The 15723-nt window shown below is 68.2% G+C and carries 18 protein-coding genes and 1 tRNA gene; 12 read left to right on the top strand and 7 right to left on the bottom strand.

Annotated elements, in window-relative coordinates; all coding sequences use genetic code 11:
* The first annotated feature begins 51 nt into the window (after window positions 1-51).
* Genes ispD through ASD13_RS01925 form a run of 4 tightly spaced genes read left to right on the top strand, consistent with a single transcriptional unit; the run spans window position 52 to window position 4354 of the window.
* Window positions 52-1287: a 2-C-methyl-D-erythritol 4-phosphate cytidylyltransferase gene (gene ispD / locus ASD13_RS01940; RefSeq protein WP_055865228.1), complete on the top strand. Its 1236-nt coding sequence runs from the start codon at window positions 52-54 to the stop codon at window positions 1285-1287.
* A complete protein-coding gene (gene cysS / locus ASD13_RS01935; RefSeq protein WP_055865226.1) occupies window positions 1284-2684 on the top strand; it encodes a cysteine--tRNA ligase in 1401 nt (466 codons plus the stop codon). Before ispD ends, cysS begins: the two co-directional genes overlap by 4 nt.
* Window positions 2677-3690, top strand: a complete 1014-nt coding sequence (gene rlmB / locus ASD13_RS01930; RefSeq protein ID WP_017828955.1) for a 23S rRNA (guanosine(2251)-2'-O)-methyltransferase RlmB — start codon at window positions 2677-2679, stop codon at window positions 3688-3690. The genes cysS and rlmB overlap by 8 nt, the downstream gene beginning before the upstream one ends.
* Before the next feature lie 22 nt (window positions 3691-3712).
* Window positions 3713-4354: an NAD(P)-dependent oxidoreductase gene (locus ASD13_RS01925; protein WP_055865223.1), complete on the top strand. Its 642-nt coding sequence runs from the start codon at window positions 3713-3715 to the stop codon at window positions 4352-4354.
* A gap of 12 nt (window positions 4355-4366) precedes the next feature.
* Here the strand turns inward: ASD13_RS01925 and ASD13_RS01920 are convergent, their stop codons facing one another.
* Both ASD13_RS01920 and ASD13_RS01915 read right to left on the bottom strand, forming a co-directional pair.
* The gene (locus tag ASD13_RS01920) at window positions 4367-5671 is read right to left on the bottom strand and encodes a DUF4032 domain-containing protein (protein WP_055865219.1); all 1305 of its coding nucleotides are present in this window, start codon (window positions 5669-5671) and stop codon (window positions 4367-4369) included.
* Window positions 5672-5755: 84 nt separating this feature from the next.
* Window positions 5756-6859, bottom strand: a complete 1104-nt coding sequence (locus ASD13_RS01915) for an ABC transporter ATP-binding protein (RefSeq protein WP_055865216.1) — start codon at window positions 6857-6859, stop codon at window positions 5756-5758.
* A gap of 230 nt (window positions 6860-7089) precedes the next feature.
* Between ASD13_RS01915 and ASD13_RS01910 the strand changes: the two genes are divergently transcribed.
* From ASD13_RS01910 to ASD13_RS01885, 6 genes are all read left to right on the top strand, one after another.
* Complete coding sequence (locus ASD13_RS01910; protein ID WP_017828951.1) at window positions 7090-8034, top strand: DsbA family protein; 945 nt, start codon at window positions 7090-7092, stop codon at window positions 8032-8034.
* 45 nt (window positions 8035-8079) lie between these two features.
* Window positions 8080-8152 (top strand) — tRNA-Thr (locus ASD13_RS01905).
* 107 nt (window positions 8153-8259) lie between these two features.
* Window positions 8260-8556 (top strand): hypothetical protein, encoded by a 297-nt coding sequence (locus ASD13_RS01900; RefSeq protein ID WP_157535557.1) that lies wholly within the window; start codon window positions 8260-8262, stop codon window positions 8554-8556.
* 9 nt (window positions 8557-8565) lie between these two features.
* A complete protein-coding gene (locus ASD13_RS01895) occupies window positions 8566-8856 on the top strand; it encodes a hypothetical protein (protein WP_055865210.1) in 291 nt (96 codons plus the stop codon).
* Window positions 8857-8953: 97 nt separating this feature from the next.
* A complete protein-coding gene (locus ASD13_RS01890; protein ID WP_055865206.1) occupies window positions 8954-9166 on the top strand; it encodes a hypothetical protein in 213 nt (70 codons plus the stop codon).
* Window positions 9167-9248: 82 nt separating this feature from the next.
* Complete coding sequence (locus ASD13_RS01885) at window positions 9249-9527, top strand: hypothetical protein (RefSeq protein ID WP_017828944.1); 279 nt, start codon at window positions 9249-9251, stop codon at window positions 9525-9527.
* 35 nt (window positions 9528-9562) lie between these two features.
* Here the strand turns inward: ASD13_RS01885 and ASD13_RS01880 are convergent, their stop codons facing one another.
* Window positions 9563-9886, bottom strand: coding sequence for a DUF7882 family protein (locus ASD13_RS01880; protein ID WP_055865203.1), 324 nt, complete (start codon window positions 9884-9886; stop codon window positions 9563-9565).
* 232 nt (window positions 9887-10118) lie between these two features.
* On the opposite strand from ASD13_RS01880, the gene ppk2 reads away from it, so the two are divergent.
* Window positions 10119-10949 (top strand): polyphosphate kinase 2, encoded by an 831-nt coding sequence (ppk2, locus tag ASD13_RS01875; RefSeq protein ID WP_055865201.1) that lies wholly within the window; start codon window positions 10119-10121, stop codon window positions 10947-10949.
* A gap of 66 nt (window positions 10950-11015) precedes the next feature.
* A complete protein-coding gene (locus tag ASD13_RS01870; RefSeq protein WP_055865199.1) occupies window positions 11016-11969 on the top strand; it encodes an aldo/keto reductase in 954 nt (317 codons plus the stop codon).
* A gap of 1 nt (window position 11970) precedes the next feature.
* Here the strand turns inward: ASD13_RS01870 and ASD13_RS01865 are convergent, their stop codons facing one another.
* From ASD13_RS01865 to ASD13_RS01850, 4 genes are read right to left on the bottom strand one after another with little or no spacing between them, the layout of a single operon-like run.
* Entirely contained in the window at window positions 11971-12657 is a 687-nt protein-coding gene (locus ASD13_RS01865; protein WP_055865196.1) for a response regulator transcription factor, read from the bottom strand.
* Window positions 12654-13928: a sensor histidine kinase gene (locus ASD13_RS01860; protein WP_055865193.1), complete on the bottom strand. Its 1275-nt coding sequence runs from the start codon at window positions 13926-13928 to the stop codon at window positions 12654-12656. Before ASD13_RS01860 ends, ASD13_RS01865 begins: the two co-directional genes overlap by 4 nt.
* 9 nt (window positions 13929-13937) lie before the next feature.
* Window positions 13938-14753: an ABC transporter permease gene (locus ASD13_RS01855; RefSeq protein ID WP_017828938.1), complete on the bottom strand. Its 816-nt coding sequence runs from the start codon at window positions 14751-14753 to the stop codon at window positions 13938-13940.
* Entirely contained in the window at window positions 14750-15661 is a 912-nt protein-coding gene (locus ASD13_RS01850) for an ABC transporter ATP-binding protein (RefSeq protein WP_055865189.1), read from the bottom strand. The genes ASD13_RS01855 and ASD13_RS01850 overlap by 4 nt, the downstream gene beginning before the upstream one ends.
* Window positions 15662-15723: the final 62 nt, after the last annotated feature.

Genomic DNA, 15723 nt, shown 5'->3' with positions numbered 1-15723 from the left:
GCGGGTGCTTCGGCATCCGCCTTTCGTCGTCTTCGCCGGTAACGTGATGCTGTGACCATCCTCCCTGTCCCGCGTTCAGCGATCATCGTCGTGGCTGCAGGCTCCGGCACGCGTCTGGGTGCCGAAGCTCCGAAGGCCTTCGTCGGCATCGACGCCCGTTCCGTCCTCCGCCACGCGCTCGACGGCGTCTTCGCCGCATCGCCTGCGCAGGTCGTCGTGGTCGCCCCCGATGGATGGGAAGGCGACGCCGAGACGGAACTGCGCGCCGCGGCCGGCGACCGGGCTGATCTCGGTCGTGTGGTCACCGGTGGTGCGACCAGGCAGCAGTCGGTGGCGGCAGGTCTCGCCGCGCTCTGGGGAGACGTCGAGATCGTGCTGGTGCACGATGCGGCGCGCGCGCTCACTCCTCCGTCGCAGATCGACGCCGTCACCGCTGCCGTGACAGCAGAGCACGGCATCATCCCGGCCCTGCCCGTCGTCGACACGCTCAAGAAGGTCGTGGACGGGGCCGTCGTCGGGGCCGTCGACCGCTCTGAGCTCGCTGCGGCGCAGACGCCGCAGGGGTTTCCGAGGGGCCCGCTCGAGGCGGCGTACGCTGCCGCCGGCGACAGCGGGATCGAGTACACCGATGATGCGGCCCTGTTCTCGGCGGCCGGCCACCCCGTGCGGTACATCGCCGGTTCGGAACGCGCCTTCAAGATCACCACGCCCGCTGACCTCCAGCGCGCCCGCCACCTGCTGGGTGCGAGCGTCGCGGCGACCGGCACCCCCCGGGTGGGCATCGGCACGGACGTCCACGCCTTCGGGGGCGAGGGGAACCTGTGGCTCGCCGGCCTCGAGTGGCCGGGGGAGCAGCCCCTCTCCGGTCATTCGGACGGAGACGCGGTCGCCCATGCGATCGTCGACGCGCTGCTGGGTGCCGCGGGGCTCGGCGACATCGGAGAGCACTTCGGCACCTCCCACCCCGAGTACGCCGGCGCGCATGCGGACGTCTTCCTCGCTCGCACCCGGGAGCTGCTGGCCGAAGCCGGGTTCGAGATCGGCAACGTCTCGGTGCAGCTCCAGGGCAATCGACCGCGCTTCAGCCCGCGGCGGGCCGAGGCCGAAGGGGTTCTGTCCGCCGTCCTGGGCGCTCCGGTGTCCGTGACGGCGACGACCACGGACGGGCTCGGGTTCCCCGGCAGGGGAGAGGGCATCGCGGTGACGGCCATCGCGTCGGTGGTTCCCGGCGTTCATCGTCATCTGAAGGCGGGCGCTCAGCCGTCCCCGAGTAGGCTTGAGCGGTGACAGTCCGCCTCTACGACACCCGCGCGCAGCAGCTGCGCGACTTCGTGCCTCTCGATCCCGAGAACATCACGATGTACGTGTGCGGACCCACGGTGCAATCAGGCCCCCACATCGGGCACGTCAGGGCGGCCTTGAGCTTCGATCTGCTGCGCCGCTGGCTGCAGTACCGCCACGGTCGGGTCACCTTCGTGCGCAACGTCACCGACATCGACGACAAGGTGCTCGCGAACGCCACCGACTCCGAGCCGTGGTGGGCGCTCGCGTATCGCATGGAGCAGGAGTTCAGCGCGGCGTATGCGGGGGTCGGCATCCTGCCCCCGACGTACGAGCCGCGAGCCACGGCATCGGTGCCGCAGATGCAGGAGCTCATCGCGCTGCTGATCGAGCGCGGTCACGCATATCCCGCCCCTGACGGTTCGGGAGACGTGTACTTCGACGTGCGCTCCTGGCCGGACTACGGATCGCTCACCCATCAATCCCTCGATGCCATGGAAGCCGCGGAGGACGCCGACCCTCGGGGCAAGCGCAATCCGCAGGACTTCGCCCTGTGGAAGGGCAGCAAGCCCGAAGAGCCGGCAGACGCCACCTGGGCGTCGCCGTGGGGCGCCGGGCGTCCGGGATGGCACATCGAGTGCTCCGCGATGTCGAAGCGCTATCTCGGGCCCGAGTTCGACATCCACGGCGGTGGGCTCGACCTGCGATTCCCGCATCACGAGAACGAGCTCGCCCAGTCGACGGCGGCAGGTGACGGCTTCGCGCGCTACTGGATGCACAACGGTCTCGTCACCGTCGACGGCCAGAAGATGTCGAAGTCGCTCGGGAACTTCACGTTGGCCGCAGACGTGCTGGCCGTGCACGATCCCCTGGTGGTGCGCTACGCGCTCGCCGCCGCTCACTACCGGTCGAGCCTCGACCTCGGCGACTCGTCGTGGGCGGAGGCCGAAGCGGCTCTGAGCCGGATCAGCACGTTCCAGCAGCGCGCCGCACGTGTTGCCGGAGGCGGCATCGGGTTCTTCCTGTCGCAGAGCCTCCCCGCGGCGTTCGCGGCGGCGATGGACGATGATCTCGGCGTGCCCCAGGCGCTCGCCGTGCTGCACGAGACGGTGCGTGCGGGAAACGCGGCGCTGGACGCGGGGGAGGACGACGCCGCGCTCGACGCGCTGCGCGCCGTGCTGGCGATGACGTCGGTCCTGGGCCTCACACACACATCCGGGGCGAAGGCCGACGCCTCGCAATCCGCTCTGGACGCCCTCGTCCAGACGATGATCACCCAGCGCGCTCAGGCACGCGCTGACAAGGACTGGGCGGCGGCGGATCGCATCCGAGATGCGATCGCCGCCGCAGGAATCACGCTGGAGGACACTCCGGCCGGAACTCATTGGAGTATCGATGGCTAAGCCAGGGCGCCCCGGCGCGAGCAAGGGAAACAAGAAGGGCCCGACCAAGGGCACCGGCGGACTCGGGCGCAAGGCGCTCGAGGGTCGGGGACCGACGCCGAAGGCGGAGGACCGCGCGTGGCACCCCGCCGGCAAGCGCAAGGCCGCGGCCGAGCGCTACGCCGCCGCGACGGGCGGCAAGGGCCGCCCCGGTGGCAGCCGGCCGGGCTCCGGTGGCGGGGGCAACCGTGCGCCGAAGGCCAAGGCGGGAGACGACACCGAGAACGTGACGGGTCGCAACTCGGTCCTCGAGGCACTGCGGGCGAAGATCCCGGCGACGGCGTTCTACATCGCGCAGCGCGTCGAGATGGACGACCGCGTGAAGGAGATGCTCTCGATCGCCACGCATCGGGGCATCCCCGTGATGGAGGTCACACGTCCGGAGCTCGACCGCATGGCCGGGTTCGACGGTGTGCACCAGGGCGTCGCGATCAAGGTGCCGCCGTACGAGTACGCGCACCCGCAGGATCTGCTCGAGCAGGTCATCGACCGCGGTGAGGTGCCGCTGTTCGTGGCGCTCGACGGCATCACCGACCCCCGCAACCTCGGCGCCATCATCCGCTCCACTGCGGCGTTCGGCGGTCAGGGGATCATCCTTCCCCAGCGTCGCTCGGCCGGCGTCAACTCCGCCGCTTGGAAGACCAGTGCCGGAGCCGTCGCTCGCACCCCGGTGGCGCTGGCGACCAACCTCACCACGCAGCTCAAGGAGTTCAAGAAGCAGGGCGTGTTCGTGCTCGGCCTCGACGGCGACGGCGATGTGTCGCTCCCGGAGCTCCAGCTCGCCGATCGTCCCGTGGTGATCGTCGTCGGGTCGGAGGGCAAGGGCCTGTCCCGCCTGGTCTCCGAGACCTGCGATCAGATCGTCTCGATCCCGATCTCTGCGGCCACCGAGTCGCTGAACGCCGGCATCGCGACCTCCGTCGCGCTCTACCAGGTCGCGTCGCTCCGCGCCGCGAAGAAGAACTAGACCGTTCGAGGGAAGGCAGACCATGGCTCGCATCATCGTGCTCGGAGGGACCGGTTACGCCGGTCGTCACATCGTCACGGAGGCGGTGAGCCGTGGCCATGCCGTGATCGCGATCTCGCGTTCTGCGCCGGCCGATCCGGTGGCGGGGGCCGCATATCTGCAGGGCTCCGCTCTCGACCTGGCACCGCTCGCGGAAGCGTTCGTCGGCACGGACGCCGTGGTCTCGGCTCTCTCGCCGCGCGGTGACATGGCCGACCGTGCGCTCGAGGCGCTGTCGAATGTCGTCGAGCAGCTCGCGGGTACGGACACGCGTCTCGGCGTCGTCGGCGGCGCCGGCGGGAGCCTCGTGGCCCCCGGTGGGCCGCGCCTGTTCGATCAGGGCTTCCCGGAGGAGTACAAGCACGAGGCGCAGGTCGGCATCGACTCGCTGGCCCTCCTCGAGGCGACCGACGCGGGCCTGGACTGGTTCTTCATCCACCCCGCCGAGGTCTTCGGACCCTGGGCGGAGGGCGAGCGCACCGGCCACTACCGGGACGGCGGCGACGTGATCGTCCGCGACGCCGAAGGCAAGTCGTACATCTCGGGTGCCGACTTCGCCGTCGCGGTGGTCGACGAGATCGAGCAGGGCAACCACCACAGGGAGCGGTTCACCGTCGGCTACTGAGCCGCCGGTCGATCAGACCAGATCCCGCCAGTCCACGTCCTCGTCCTCATCGGCGACCGGCGTCATGCCGGTGATGACGGGAAGACTCATCGTCTCGGTGGGCGGACCCATGATGGTGGCTTCGTCGCGCCGATGCCGCAGCACCTCGTTGATGTAGCTGGTGAGCACTTCGGCGAGCGGGATGGATCGTCCTTCCGCCTGAGACAGGTACCAGCGGTGCTCCAGCACCTGGTGGAACACCTCGGCCGGCTCGAGTTTGGCGCGCAGCTCGTAGGGGATCGCACGCACGACCGGCTCGAACACTCGGGTCAGCCACTCGTGCGCGTACATCTCCTCGTCCGCCCACTGCTTCGTCGAGCGGGCCCGGAACTCGTCGAGGTCGTTGAGCAGACGTCGTGCCTGGTTTTCCTCGACGTCCAGGCCGGTCAGGCGGATGAGACGGCGCTGATGATGTCCGGCATCCACGACCTTCGGCTGGATCTCCACCACGGTGCCGTCCGCGGTCGTCGACATCGACATCTCGTCGATGTCGAAGCCGAGGGCGTTGAGCCGCTCGACACGTTCGGTGATGCGCCATGTCTCCGCGGCGGAGAACGACTCCTGTGCAGTCAGCTCTGCCCACAGCGATCGATACGACGACACGATGCCGTCGGCGATCGCGACCGCGTCCACGCCGTGCTCGAGTCGTCCGCCGGCAGCGAGGTCCATGATCTCGCCGGCGATGTTGGTGCGGGCGAGGTCGAGGTCGTAGGCGCGCTGGCCGTCGGTGAGCCCCTCCTCGTGCAGCTCTCCCGTCTCCGCGTCGACGAGGTAGGCGGCGAATGCGCCGGCGTCCCGACGGAACAGGGTGTTCGACAGTGACACGTCGCCCCAGTAGAAGCCCACGTTGTGCAGGCGTACGAGCAGCAGCGCGAGTGCGTCCACCAGACGGTTGGCGGTGTCCGGGCGCAGAACGCGTGTGAACAGAGCGCGGTACGGCATCGAGAAGCGCAGGTGCGAGGTGACCAGCGCGGCGGGGAGTGGGTCACCATGCGCGTCGGTGCGCCCGGCGATCACGGCCACCCGGTCGACGCAGGGCACATCGAGTCGGGCGAGGTTGCCGAGCATGTCGTACTCGCGCTGCGCCATCTCCGCGGTGGTCTCCTTGACGGCGACGACGCGACCGGAGAGGTCGGCGAAGCGCACGAGGTGGCGGGAGAGCCCCTTCGGGAGCGAGACGATGTGCTCGGACGGCCACTTCGCCAACGTGGTGGACCAGGGGAGGGAGAGCAACCCCGGGTCGATCTTGCTGGCGGTGATCCGCAGCGAATCCTGCATGGTGCTCCCTGGTTGCGTGCGAAGAGGAAAAAGAGACGCGGCGCAGGCGACCGAAGTCAGCCTGCGCCGCGTCTGTGGATCCGATCAGGCGGAGACGACCGGCTTGTCGTTCAGGCGCTCGCCCGACTCGATGTCGAACGCGTGCACGTGGCCGGCCGAGGCTGCGAGCGTGACCGTCTCACCCGCGTTCGGGTGGTTGCGACCATCGACGCGAGCGACGAGGTCGGCGCGCTTGCCGTTGATCTCGGTGTGCCCGTAGAGGTAGCCGTCAGCGCCGAGCTCCTCGACGAGGTCGACCGTGACCGAGAGGCCCTTGCCATCGGCGGGGCCGACGACGATGTCCTCCGGGCGCACGCCGACCGTGACCTGCGAACCGTTTGCGCGGCCGACGGTGTCGCGGTCGAGCGGGACCACCTCGGTGCCGAAGCGGATGCCGCCCTCGGCGAGGTCCGCCGAGAACAGGTTCATCGCGGGCGAGCCGATGAAGCCGGCCACGAAGACGTTGTTCGGCTTCTCGTAGAGGTCGCGCGGGGAGCCGACCTGCTGGAGCAGGCCGTCCTTGAGGACCGCGATGCGGTCACCCATGGTCAGTGCCTCGGTCTGGTCGTGGGTGACGTAGACCGTGGTGACGCCGAGACGACGCTGCAGCGACGCGATCTGCGTACGGGTCTGGACGCGGAGCTTGGCGTCGAGGTTCGACAGCGGCTCGTCCATGAGGAACACCTGCGGCTGGCGCACGATCGCACGGCCCATGGCGACACGCTGACGCTGACCACCCGAGAGGGCCTTCGGCTTGCGGGTCAGGTAGGGCTCGAGGTCGAGGAGCTTCGCAGCCTCGAGCACGCGAGTGGCGCGCTCTTCCTTGCCGACGCCGGCGATCTTGAGAGCGAAGCCCATGTTCTCGGCGACGGTCATGTGCGGGTACAGCGCGTAGTTCTGGAAGACCATCGCGATGTCGCGGTCCTTCGGCGGGACGTCGGTCACGTCGCGGTCGCCGATGAGGATGCGGCCGGCGTTGACCTCTTCGAGGCCGGCGAGCATGCGCAGGGACGTGGACTTGCCGCAACCGGAAGGACCGACGAGGACGAGGAACTCGCCGTCACCGACCTCGAGGTTCAGCTTGTCGACGGCCGGACGGGTTCCACCGGGGTACAGGCGGGTGGCTTCGTCGAAAGTCACAGATGCCATTGTCGTTTCTCCTTCACCGGCAGGTACGTGCCGGACGATCCGTAGTGATGAAGCGGTGATATGAGTCACCGTGACCCGTCTTTGGGTCGAAATCAGTATGACATGAACGGCTGTACCTGGGTATTTCTCAGCCTCACTGGTTAGCATCGAACTCGGCCGCGCGCAGCGGCGATCGTCGCTGAGCGGCGGTCGGGGCCAACCCGGACCCCCGCAGACTCACAAGAGGAACGATGTCGAGCGACGAAACGCCGAACGTCCCCACACCTCGCAATTCTCGCGAGGCCGTGCGGGAGAAGGCTCAGCAAGTGCACGCCCAGCAGTCGAGGGCGCGCCTCATGCGACGTATCATCATCGGCGCCGTCGCGGTCGTCGCGGTGGGGGCGATCGGCACTGCGGTGACCCTTGCGGTGTCCGCCCAGGTGTCCAAGCCCAAGCTCACCCCGACGGGGATGGAGTCGGACGGCGTGGTCGTCACCGACATCACCGCGGTCGCAGGATCCGACGAGGTCCCCGCGACACCGTCCGCAGAACCGACCGATGCGGGTGCGTCGACCGAGCCGACTCCCAAGGCGACCACCTCTGAGAAGGTCGACATCCACGTCTACGTCGACTACCTCTCGCCGGACGCGGGGAAGTTCGAGCGGGCGAACGCGCGTCAGTTCGCCGGCTGGATCAGCGAGGGCGCCGTGACCGTCAGCTACCACCCGGTCGCTCTGCTCACCGCGAGCTCGAACGGCACCAAGTATTCGCTGCGCTCGGCGGCCGCGGCCGCCTGCGTCGCCACGCACTCGCCCGCACAGTTCTACGCGTTCAATCACGACCTGCTGGACAACCAGCCCGAGGTCGGCAGCGACGGCATGTCCGATGAAGAGCTCGCGAACCTCGCCGCGGCGGTCGGCACCGACAACACCAAGGCCGTGCGGTCGTGCATCGAGAACGGCGACTTCGTCAGCTGGGCGAAGGATGCGACCACGCGCGCGCTGGACGGACCGCTCGCGGGCTCCAAGGACCTGGTCCTGCAGTCGGCTCCGATGGTCGTCGCGAACGGCGAAGCGTACGTCGGAGCGCTCGACGACCCGGCCGAGTTCTCGCAGTTCGTGCTCAGCGTCGCGAGCGATGCCTCGCGTGCCACGCCGACGCCGACTCCCACACCGACCACCACGCCTGCCCCCTAGGTCGAAGCGGGGTCGATGCCATCGCTAAGCTTGTGGGTGGCATCCGCCGACTTGGCGCAATTGGTAGCGCACCGTACTTGTAATACGGGGGTTACGGGTTCGAGTCCCGTAGTCGGCTCAAGAAACACCGACGGCATCAGCCGAGAGGCGACGAATGCCGAGATGCGTATTGCACGCTCCCGCATTGCTATCGTCGCCCTGATGGCGAACCTAGATAGTCGGGGGATGACTCCTGAAGAGCGTATGAACACGTTTCTGCTGTACCCGGAGTGGTTCCGAGGCGACCGGATACCGGAGAGGTTTGTGGTCTCAGCTGAGCTGCGAAAGCGGCTCCGGGAGTGGAATCAGGTCTGGGAGACCGTGCTGGATCCGGTCACTGAAATGCGATGGCCAGATCCACAGATCGGACGCACATGGATCGCTGAGGGCGAGCAGCTCGTGGCAGATCTGCAGGCAGAGCTCGGGCCGGGCTTGTCCGTCGTCGGCGATTTTGCCCGGTATGCCCCGCCGCGTAGGTCGTAGGCTCTGGGCATGAGCGAGCCCGATGCGGAGCCGACCCCGTCGCTGATCCAGCAGCGACTCGCCCTCCAGCGCAGGCGGGTGGGGGCGGTATCTCAACTGGGGTTCTCAGCCGTCGTCTTGGCCGGCTGGATCTTCGTTCTCGTCCTCGACGGCCCCAACGTGTGGCGCTGGATCGGCATCGTCGTGTTCGCGCTCGGTGCCGCGATCGGGGCTGTCCAGCTCCGCACGGCGCTGTGGGAGACCCGGGCCTTCGAGACTCGACACGGCCCGGGAGCTGGCGTCCAGAAGCGAACGGAGTGAGCGGTTCTTCGCTTCGCTACCTCCGGCTTCGGCGGGTCGAGTGATGTCCGTCTCACGGGGGATGCGCCTGCTCACGTGCCTGCGTACCGTTGCACCCATGACCGCATCCGAGGAGATTTCGAAGAAGAAGCCGGGGTATGGCATCGCCACAGGGATGGCGCTCGGGCTACCGCTGGGCGTTGCGGCCGGGCTGATCTTCTTCGACAGCGTTGCGATCGGCGCAGGTGTGGGTATCTCTGTGGGTCTCGCGATCGGTGCAGGACTCGAGTATTCGTGGAAGAACGGCGAGCCCGAGGCCGAGGACGAGTAGGTCGCTCCTCCGGCGCTTCGGAGAGCAGGGGTGCAGGGGAGTGAGCGACACATCCGCCCCTCCCTCGTCCTAGGCTGGTGTGATGCTCCACGGACTGATTCGCCCTGTCGAGGCCCACAGCGTGACGCTGAAGGGCGAAGACCTCGCCGAGGTTCGCGCGCAGCTCACCGCTCAGGCTCCCGCCGGATGGGACCTCGTCTCGGCGATGGCGACGATGGAGAAAGCAGGATCGATGCGCTCGGTCGAAGGCAAGTTCCTGCGTCGTGACGGTATCCGCGAGATCGAAGGCGACGACATGGCTGCCCTCGAGTCGCAGGTGCCCGAGGGGTGGCAGCTGCTCTCCGTATGGCGGACGAGCTGAGGCTCACGCGTCTCTGATCCGTGCTCTCGGTGGACTCAGTCGACTGAGACGGGTTCTGGTGTGTCGACGACCTCGTCGATGAGGCCGATCCCGCCTGTCGAGCTCGCCGACTGCATGAGGTCCTGAATCCACGAGGGGTTCAGCGGGGGCGCCTCCGGCTCGTCGAAGGTGAAGCGGAGCGGAATCGAGGGGTGCAGCCAGATCGTCGAGCGTCCTGCGGGATCTCCGTCGGGATGACGCCACGACAGGGTGAAGCTCTCGTTGCGTCGCAACTTGGTGGCGATGACCACCTTCAGATGCGCGAGCGCGCGGTCCTCGATATGGATCTCCTCGCCGTTGCCGTACTGGATCGTTCCCATCTCTGCACCATAGCCGCCACCGCGCGCACTTTCCGCGCCAGATCGTGATGGTGAAAGAGCATATCGGAGTATCGCACTAGAGGGTGATATGTTACTGAACGTTGAGTTTCCTGGTGGGTACGACGTCGTGACACCAGGTGGATGACTGCGCAGGTGGCCGACTCCCCGCCGCGGCCACCTGCGCTTGCCCCTGAAGGGCGTGATCCATGGAGCACCGGGGGAGGGGTATGTCATGAGCAGCTCGCCGGAGTCGCAGCGGTCCATGCCGGAGTGGCAGAGCGGCGACCCGTATGAGACCGCGCTCACGCGGGAGGCGTACGCATGCGAGAAGCGCCTGCTGCAGATCGAACTCCTCAAACTCCAGGCGCACATCACGCGCTCGTCCGACCGCGTGCTCATCCTGTTCGAGGGAAGAGACGCGGCGGGAAAAGGCGGCGCGATCACGCGCTTCATGGAGCACCTGAACCCCCGGGGTGCCCGTGTCGTGGCACTCGACAAACCCACCGATGCGGAGCGGACGCAGTGGTATTTCCAGCGCTACGTCGCGCATCTCCCCTCCGGCGGCGAGATCGTGATGATGGATCGCTCCTGGTACAACCGCGCCGGTGTCGAGCGGGTCATGGGCTACTGCTCGTCGGCCGAGTACGAGGAGTTCATCCAGACCGTGCCGGAGTTCGAGCGCATGCTCGTCGGCTCGGGCATCCGCCTCGTGAAGCTTTGGTTCTCGATAGATGAGGCGGAGCAGCGGCGCCGCTTCGCGCACCGGGGCGAAGACGCGGTCGCGCAGTGGAAGCTCAGCCCGACCGACCTCGCGAGCGTCGACCGCTGGGACGAGTACATCGCAGCGGAGGAGGCGATGTTCCTCCGCACGGACACCCCTGCCCTCCCCTGGGTCGTCATCGCGTCGAACGACAAGAGGCGCGCGCGGCTGGAGGCGATGAGGTGCGTCCTCTCGCGGTTCGACTACCCGGGCAAGGATCCGTTGATCGCTCACGCCCCTGATCCGCGGCTCGTGGGGCGCCCCTCTCAGATCCGCCACGAGGGGGAGAGGCCGACGCGGTGATGTCTGAGGGTCGCCACCGGAGGGCATCCGGGAATGCGAGGGGTGGACTCGGAGGTTGTTCCCCTCATGACTCGCATCGGCACCAGTGATCTCGACGTCCTCCCGCTCTCGCTCGGCGGCAACGTGTTCGGCTGGACGGCCGACCGTGACACCTCCTTTGCGGTTCTCGACGCGTTCGTGGATGGCGGTGGTGACTTCATCGACACCGCTGACTCGTACAGCTCCTGGGTGCCGGGGAACGAGGGCGGAGAGAGTGAGACGATCGTCGGCGAATGGCTGGCTTCTCGCAGGCCCGCAGGGGTGGTCGTCGCGACCAAGGTGAGCCAGCACCCGAAGTTCCGCGGTCTTGCCGCGTCGAACGTCCGCAAGGCCGCCGAAGCCTCGCTGGCGCGCCTGGGCGTCGATGAGATCGACCTCTACTACGCGCACTTCGATGACGAGACGGTTCCGCTGGAGGAGACTGTCGCCGCGTTCGGTCAGCTCGTCGACGACGGTCTGGTGCGGCACATCGCCGTGTCGAACTACTCCGCCGATCGCATCCGCGAGTGGATCGAGATCGCCCGTCGCACCGGTGCCGCGCTGCCGGTCGCTGTGCAGCCGCATTACAACCTCGTGCACCGCAACGAGGTCGAGGACACGATCATCCCGGTCGCCGAGGAGTACGGGCTCGGTCTCGTCCCGTACTACTCGCTGGCGAGCGGCTTCCTCACCGGCAAGTACCGCTCGACGGATGCCGAAGGGCAGAGCTCGCCGCGGGCCCACGGCGCGGCGAAGTACGCGACGCCGGCGGGGCTGCGGGTCATCGATGCGCTCCAGGAGATCGGCGACGTGCATGACGCCTCGATCGCCGCGACCTCACTCGCCTGGCTCCGCGCGCAGCCGACGGTCGTCGCACCGATCGCGAGCGCGCGCAACGTGGACCAGGTTCCCGATCTCCTCGCCGGTGCCCGCCTCGAGCTCTCGGACGACGAGGTGCAGCGGCTCAACCAGGTCTCGGAGTGGACTCCGGCCCGGACCTGAGCTAGCCTCGCTCGTCGCCGACGAGTCCGTGCCGGTGCGCCAGGATGACTGCGTGGATCCTGTCGCGGGCACCGAGTTTCGCGAGCACGCGACCGACGTGCGTCTTCACCGTGGACTCGCCGACATAGAGAGTCTGGGCGATCTCCGCGTTGGTGAGGCCGCGGCCGATCGCGAGGAACACGTCGCGCTCGCGATCGGTGAGCGATTCGAGTGCGGCGCTCTCCTCGGCGGCCGGAGCGGCGGAAGAGGTCGCGCCGAGTCGGGGTGTCACATGCTCCATCAGCGCTCTCGTGACCCGAGGGGAGAGCGCTGCATCTCCGCGGGACACGGCGCGCACGGCAGAGATCATCTCGTGGCGTTGCGCGTCCTTCAACAGGAATCCACTCGCGCCCGCGCGGATCGCTCCGAACGCGTACTCGTCGAGATCGAACGTGGTGAGAACGAGCACCTTGGTCTGCGGGTGGTCGCGGACGATCGCCTCGGTGGCGGCGATGCCGTCCAGCTCCGGCATCCGGATGTCCATGAGCACCAGGTCGGGGGCGAGCAGGGCGGTCTGCGTGATCGCCGCCTTGCCGTCGCCGGCCTCACCGACCACCACGATGTCTTCCTCGGCGTCGAGCACCATCCGGAACCCGACTCGGATGAGCTCCTGGTCATCCACCAGCAGCACCCTGATCGCATCCGTCATCCGTCGTCCTCCATCGTCTCTCGTCGTGCGGCGGGTGTGCTTCCCGAGGTGGGGAGCACGGCCCGCAGAACCCATCGTCCCCCGTCCGCAGGTGCCGACCGCACCGTTCCGTGAACGTGCGCAGCGCGCTCGGACAGTCCGCGTACGCCGAATCCATCCGACCCGACCTCGCCTGTGACGCCGTCGTTCACGATCTCGATCGTGACCGTCTCGGTCGTGTACTCCAGTCGCACCGCGATGGTCTTCGCGGTGGGAGCATGACGCATCGCGTTGGTCACCCCCTCCTGGACGATCCTTCCGATCGCATGCGCGACGGCGGGGGAGACCTCCGCCTGCCCGACGACGGTGAGCGTCGCCGGATAGCCGGCTCGTTGCGCGGTCTCCACGGTGTCGCGCGCGGGTACGGGCTGCATCGGGGCCAGTGGCAACGGGGATTCGTCGTCGCGCAGCACTCCGAGCATCGAGCGCATCTCGGTGAGCGCACCTCTGGCGGTGTCGGCGGCGGATGCCGCGGCCTTGCGTGCCTGCTCCCGGTCCGGTGTCGCGGCCGCACCTTCGGACAGGGCGACGATGACGGTGAGCGAGTGGGAGACGATGTCATGCATCTCTCGGGCGATGCGGGCGCGTTCGGACGCGGCTGCGAGCTGCGCCTGCTGGTCGCGCTCGATCAGGAGCTGGCGTGAGCGGTCGATGATGGCGAGGAGGTAGCGCTTGCGGTCACCGACGTTGACTCCGACGAGTGTGCCGATGAGACCGAGCGCGACGTAGCTGAGTGCGGTGTCGAGGCCGACCTGGAGCACGGTCGCGCCGGTCAGCATGAGCACCGTGGTGAAGCCGAGGAACCATGCCGCGCCGATCCCGTAGCAGATCCAGGCCAGGCGGGCCGAGCGATAGACCGCGACGCCGTAGCAGGCGACGAGCAGGAGGACGATGCCGCCGGACATGCCCGTGAACAGACCGACGGTACCCAGGATCACCGCAGCGAGGAAGGGGCCCAGCGGTGCTCGACGGCGCCAGAGAAGGGTGCTGCACCCGATCGCGACCATCGCCACCGTCGCGATGTTGAGGGCGATGTAGGTGCCCTCCGGGAGCGAGGGGTCGGGGTAGGGCGCGGCCGGTGCGAGCGACAGGAACAGGCAGATCAGGGCGAGCAGGATGTCGGCGAACAGCGGGTGGCGCGCCCAGAAGCGTCGGAACAGGCCAGGGGCACGCGGAAGCCGCAGCTCCTCGTCCTCACGGATCGAGTCGCTGCGGCTTCGCGTTCTGCTCACAGGCCGACTTTACGCGTCGCGCGTGCGCAGCACGCCCCACGCGACCAGGGCACCACCGGCGACCCAGCAGCCCAGCGTCAGGAACGCGGTGGGTGCATCGAGAGCCGCCGTCTCACTGGGCATGATCGCGGCTTGCGCAGCCGCCACCGGGAGGTAGGACGAGGCCTCGATGACCCACGCCCATGCCTCCCCGGCGAAGGAGAAGAAGCTCGCGACGATCGGCAGCACGAACAGCACACCGACGGTGGCGGCGATGGCTCCGGCCCCCGAGCGCAGGATGAACCCGAACGAGACGCCGATGAGGGCGAAGACGGCCATGGACAGCGAGGCCACGACGATCGGCAGGATCGAGGCCGACGGGTCGGACCAGTCGATGCTCTGATCCCGCGGCGCCACGATGAGGGTGACGGCGAGGGCTGCGATGGCGAAGATCACCAGCGACGACAGGAACATGAAGATGGCCAGCACGGTCGACTTCGCCGCCAGCACCGATCCGCGAACAGGGTTCGCCGTCAGGGTCGAGCGGATCATTCCGGTCGAGTACTCGCCGGTGACCGAGATCGCACCGATGATGCCGGCGAGCAGCATGGTGAACTGGATGGGCATGATGACGGCCTGGATCGGCTCGAAGTCCGGCATGTCGAGGGCCTGGGCGATGAGAACCGCGATCCCCACGGTCAGAGCGGCGGCGATCCCGATGGACCACCAGGTCGAGCGCAGGGTGGCGAGCTTGATCCATTCACCGCGCAGCGCGCGCACGAACGTCAGCTTTCGACCGGTGTCCACGCGCGGCCGTGTGGCGGCGGGGGCCTGTGTCGTGGTCATGAGATCTCCTTGGTGCGGTACTCGACGGAGTCGCCGGTGAGGGCGAGGTAGGCGTCTTCGAGCGAACCGGTGGTCGGGGTGAGTTCGTGCAGCGCAATGCCGCGGTCCGCAGCGAGGTCGCCGATGCGCGCAGCAGGCAGCCCCACGATGTCGAGCAGGTCGGGAGCCGAGCTCACGATCTCGACATCGGGTCCGCCGACGGCTGCGGCCAGATCGGCCGGGCGGGGAGTGCGCACCCTGACCGTGTTGCGGGTCCACGAGCGCACGAGTTCGGGGAGCGGCGCATCCGCGAGCACGCGGCCTCGTCCCATCACGATGACGTGGTCGGCGGTCTGCGCCATCTCGCTCATCAGATGGCTCGAGAGAAGCACGGTGCGCCCCTCGGAGGCGGCGTGGCGGACGAACTGGCGGACCCAGCGGACGCCCTCGGGGTCGAGGCCGTTGACCGGCTCGTCGAGGATCAGCGTGTGCGGGTCGCCGAGCAGCGCCGAGGCGATACCGAGGCGCTGTCCCATGCCGAGCGAGAACCCGCCTGCACGCTTGCGGGCCACCGATCCGATGCCGGCGAGGTCGATCACCTCGTCGACGCGAGAGGAGGGGATGCCGTGGGTCGCGGCCATCGCGCGGAGATGGTTGCGCGCGGTGCGGCCGGTGTGCACCGCCTTCGCGTCGAGGAGCACGCCCACCTCGGTGAGCGGTGCGCGCAGCTTGCGGTACTCGCGGCCGGCGATGGCGGCACGGCCGGACGTCGGCCGGTCGAGGCCGACGATCATCCGCATGGTGGTCGACTTCCCGGCGCCGTTCGGGCCCAGGAATCCGGTGACGCTGCCCGGCTTGACCGTGAACGACACGTCATCGACGGCGGTCTTGTCTCCGAATCTCTTGGTGAGGCCTTCTGCTGTGATCATGAGGACAACGTTACGGAGCGACCCCGGGATCGCGCGTCCTCCTCAGGTACACATCTGACGGA

The organism is Microbacterium sp. Root1433D1 (assembly GCF_001426835.1).
Classification (GTDB): Bacteria; Actinomycetota; Actinomycetes; order Actinomycetales; family Microbacteriaceae; genus Microbacterium; species Microbacterium maritypicum.
The sequence above is the reverse complement of the archived record's forward strand: the minus strand, read 5'-3'. Positions and strand labels throughout refer to the sequence as shown.

Coding starts and splice junctions, on each gene's coding strand:
- ASD13_RS01850 (WP_055865189.1), bottom strand. CDS start 15,661: ATGATCACAGCAGAAGGCCTCACCAAGAGATTCGGAGACAAGACCGCC.
- ASD13_RS01865 (WP_055865196.1), bottom strand. CDS start 12,657: ATGACGGATGCGATCAGGGTGCTGCTGGTGGATGACCAGGAGCTCATC.
- ASD13_RS01885 (WP_017828944.1), top strand. CDS start 9,249: ATGCTCCACGGACTGATTCGCCCTGTCGAGGCCCACAGCGTGACGCTG.
- ppk2 (WP_055865201.1), top strand. CDS start 10,119: ATGAGCAGCTCGCCGGAGTCGCAGCGGTCCATGCCGGAGTGGCAGAGC.
- ASD13_RS01870 (WP_055865199.1), top strand. CDS start 11,016: ATGACTCGCATCGGCACCAGTGATCTCGACGTCCTCCCGCTCTCGCTC.
- ASD13_RS01925 (WP_055865223.1), top strand. CDS start 3,713: ATGGCTCGCATCATCGTGCTCGGAGGGACCGGTTACGCCGGTCGTCAC.
- ASD13_RS01920 (WP_055865219.1), bottom strand. CDS start 5,671: ATGCAGGATTCGCTGCGGATCACCGCCAGCAAGATCGACCCGGGGTTG.
- ASD13_RS01895 (WP_055865210.1), top strand. CDS start 8,566: ATGAGCGAGCCCGATGCGGAGCCGACCCCGTCGCTGATCCAGCAGCGA.
- ASD13_RS01910 (WP_017828951.1), top strand. CDS start 7,090: ATGTCGAGCGACGAAACGCCGAACGTCCCCACACCTCGCAATTCTCGC.
- ASD13_RS01880 (WP_055865203.1), bottom strand. CDS start 9,886: ATGGGAACGATCCAGTACGGCAACGGCGAGGAGATCCATATCGAGGAC.
- ASD13_RS01900 (WP_157535557.1), top strand. CDS start 8,260: ATGACTCCTGAAGAGCGTATGAACACGTTTCTGCTGTACCCGGAGTGG.
- ASD13_RS01855 (WP_017828938.1), bottom strand. CDS start 14,753: ATGACCACGACACAGGCCCCCGCCGCCACACGGCCGCGCGTGGACACC.
- rlmB (WP_017828955.1), top strand. CDS start 2,677: ATGGCTAAGCCAGGGCGCCCCGGCGCGAGCAAGGGAAACAAGAAGGGC.
- ASD13_RS01915 (WP_055865216.1), bottom strand. CDS start 6,859: ATGGCATCTGTGACTTTCGACGAAGCCACCCGCCTGTACCCCGGTGGA.
- ASD13_RS01890 (WP_055865206.1), top strand. CDS start 8,954: ATGACCGCATCCGAGGAGATTTCGAAGAAGAAGCCGGGGTATGGCATC.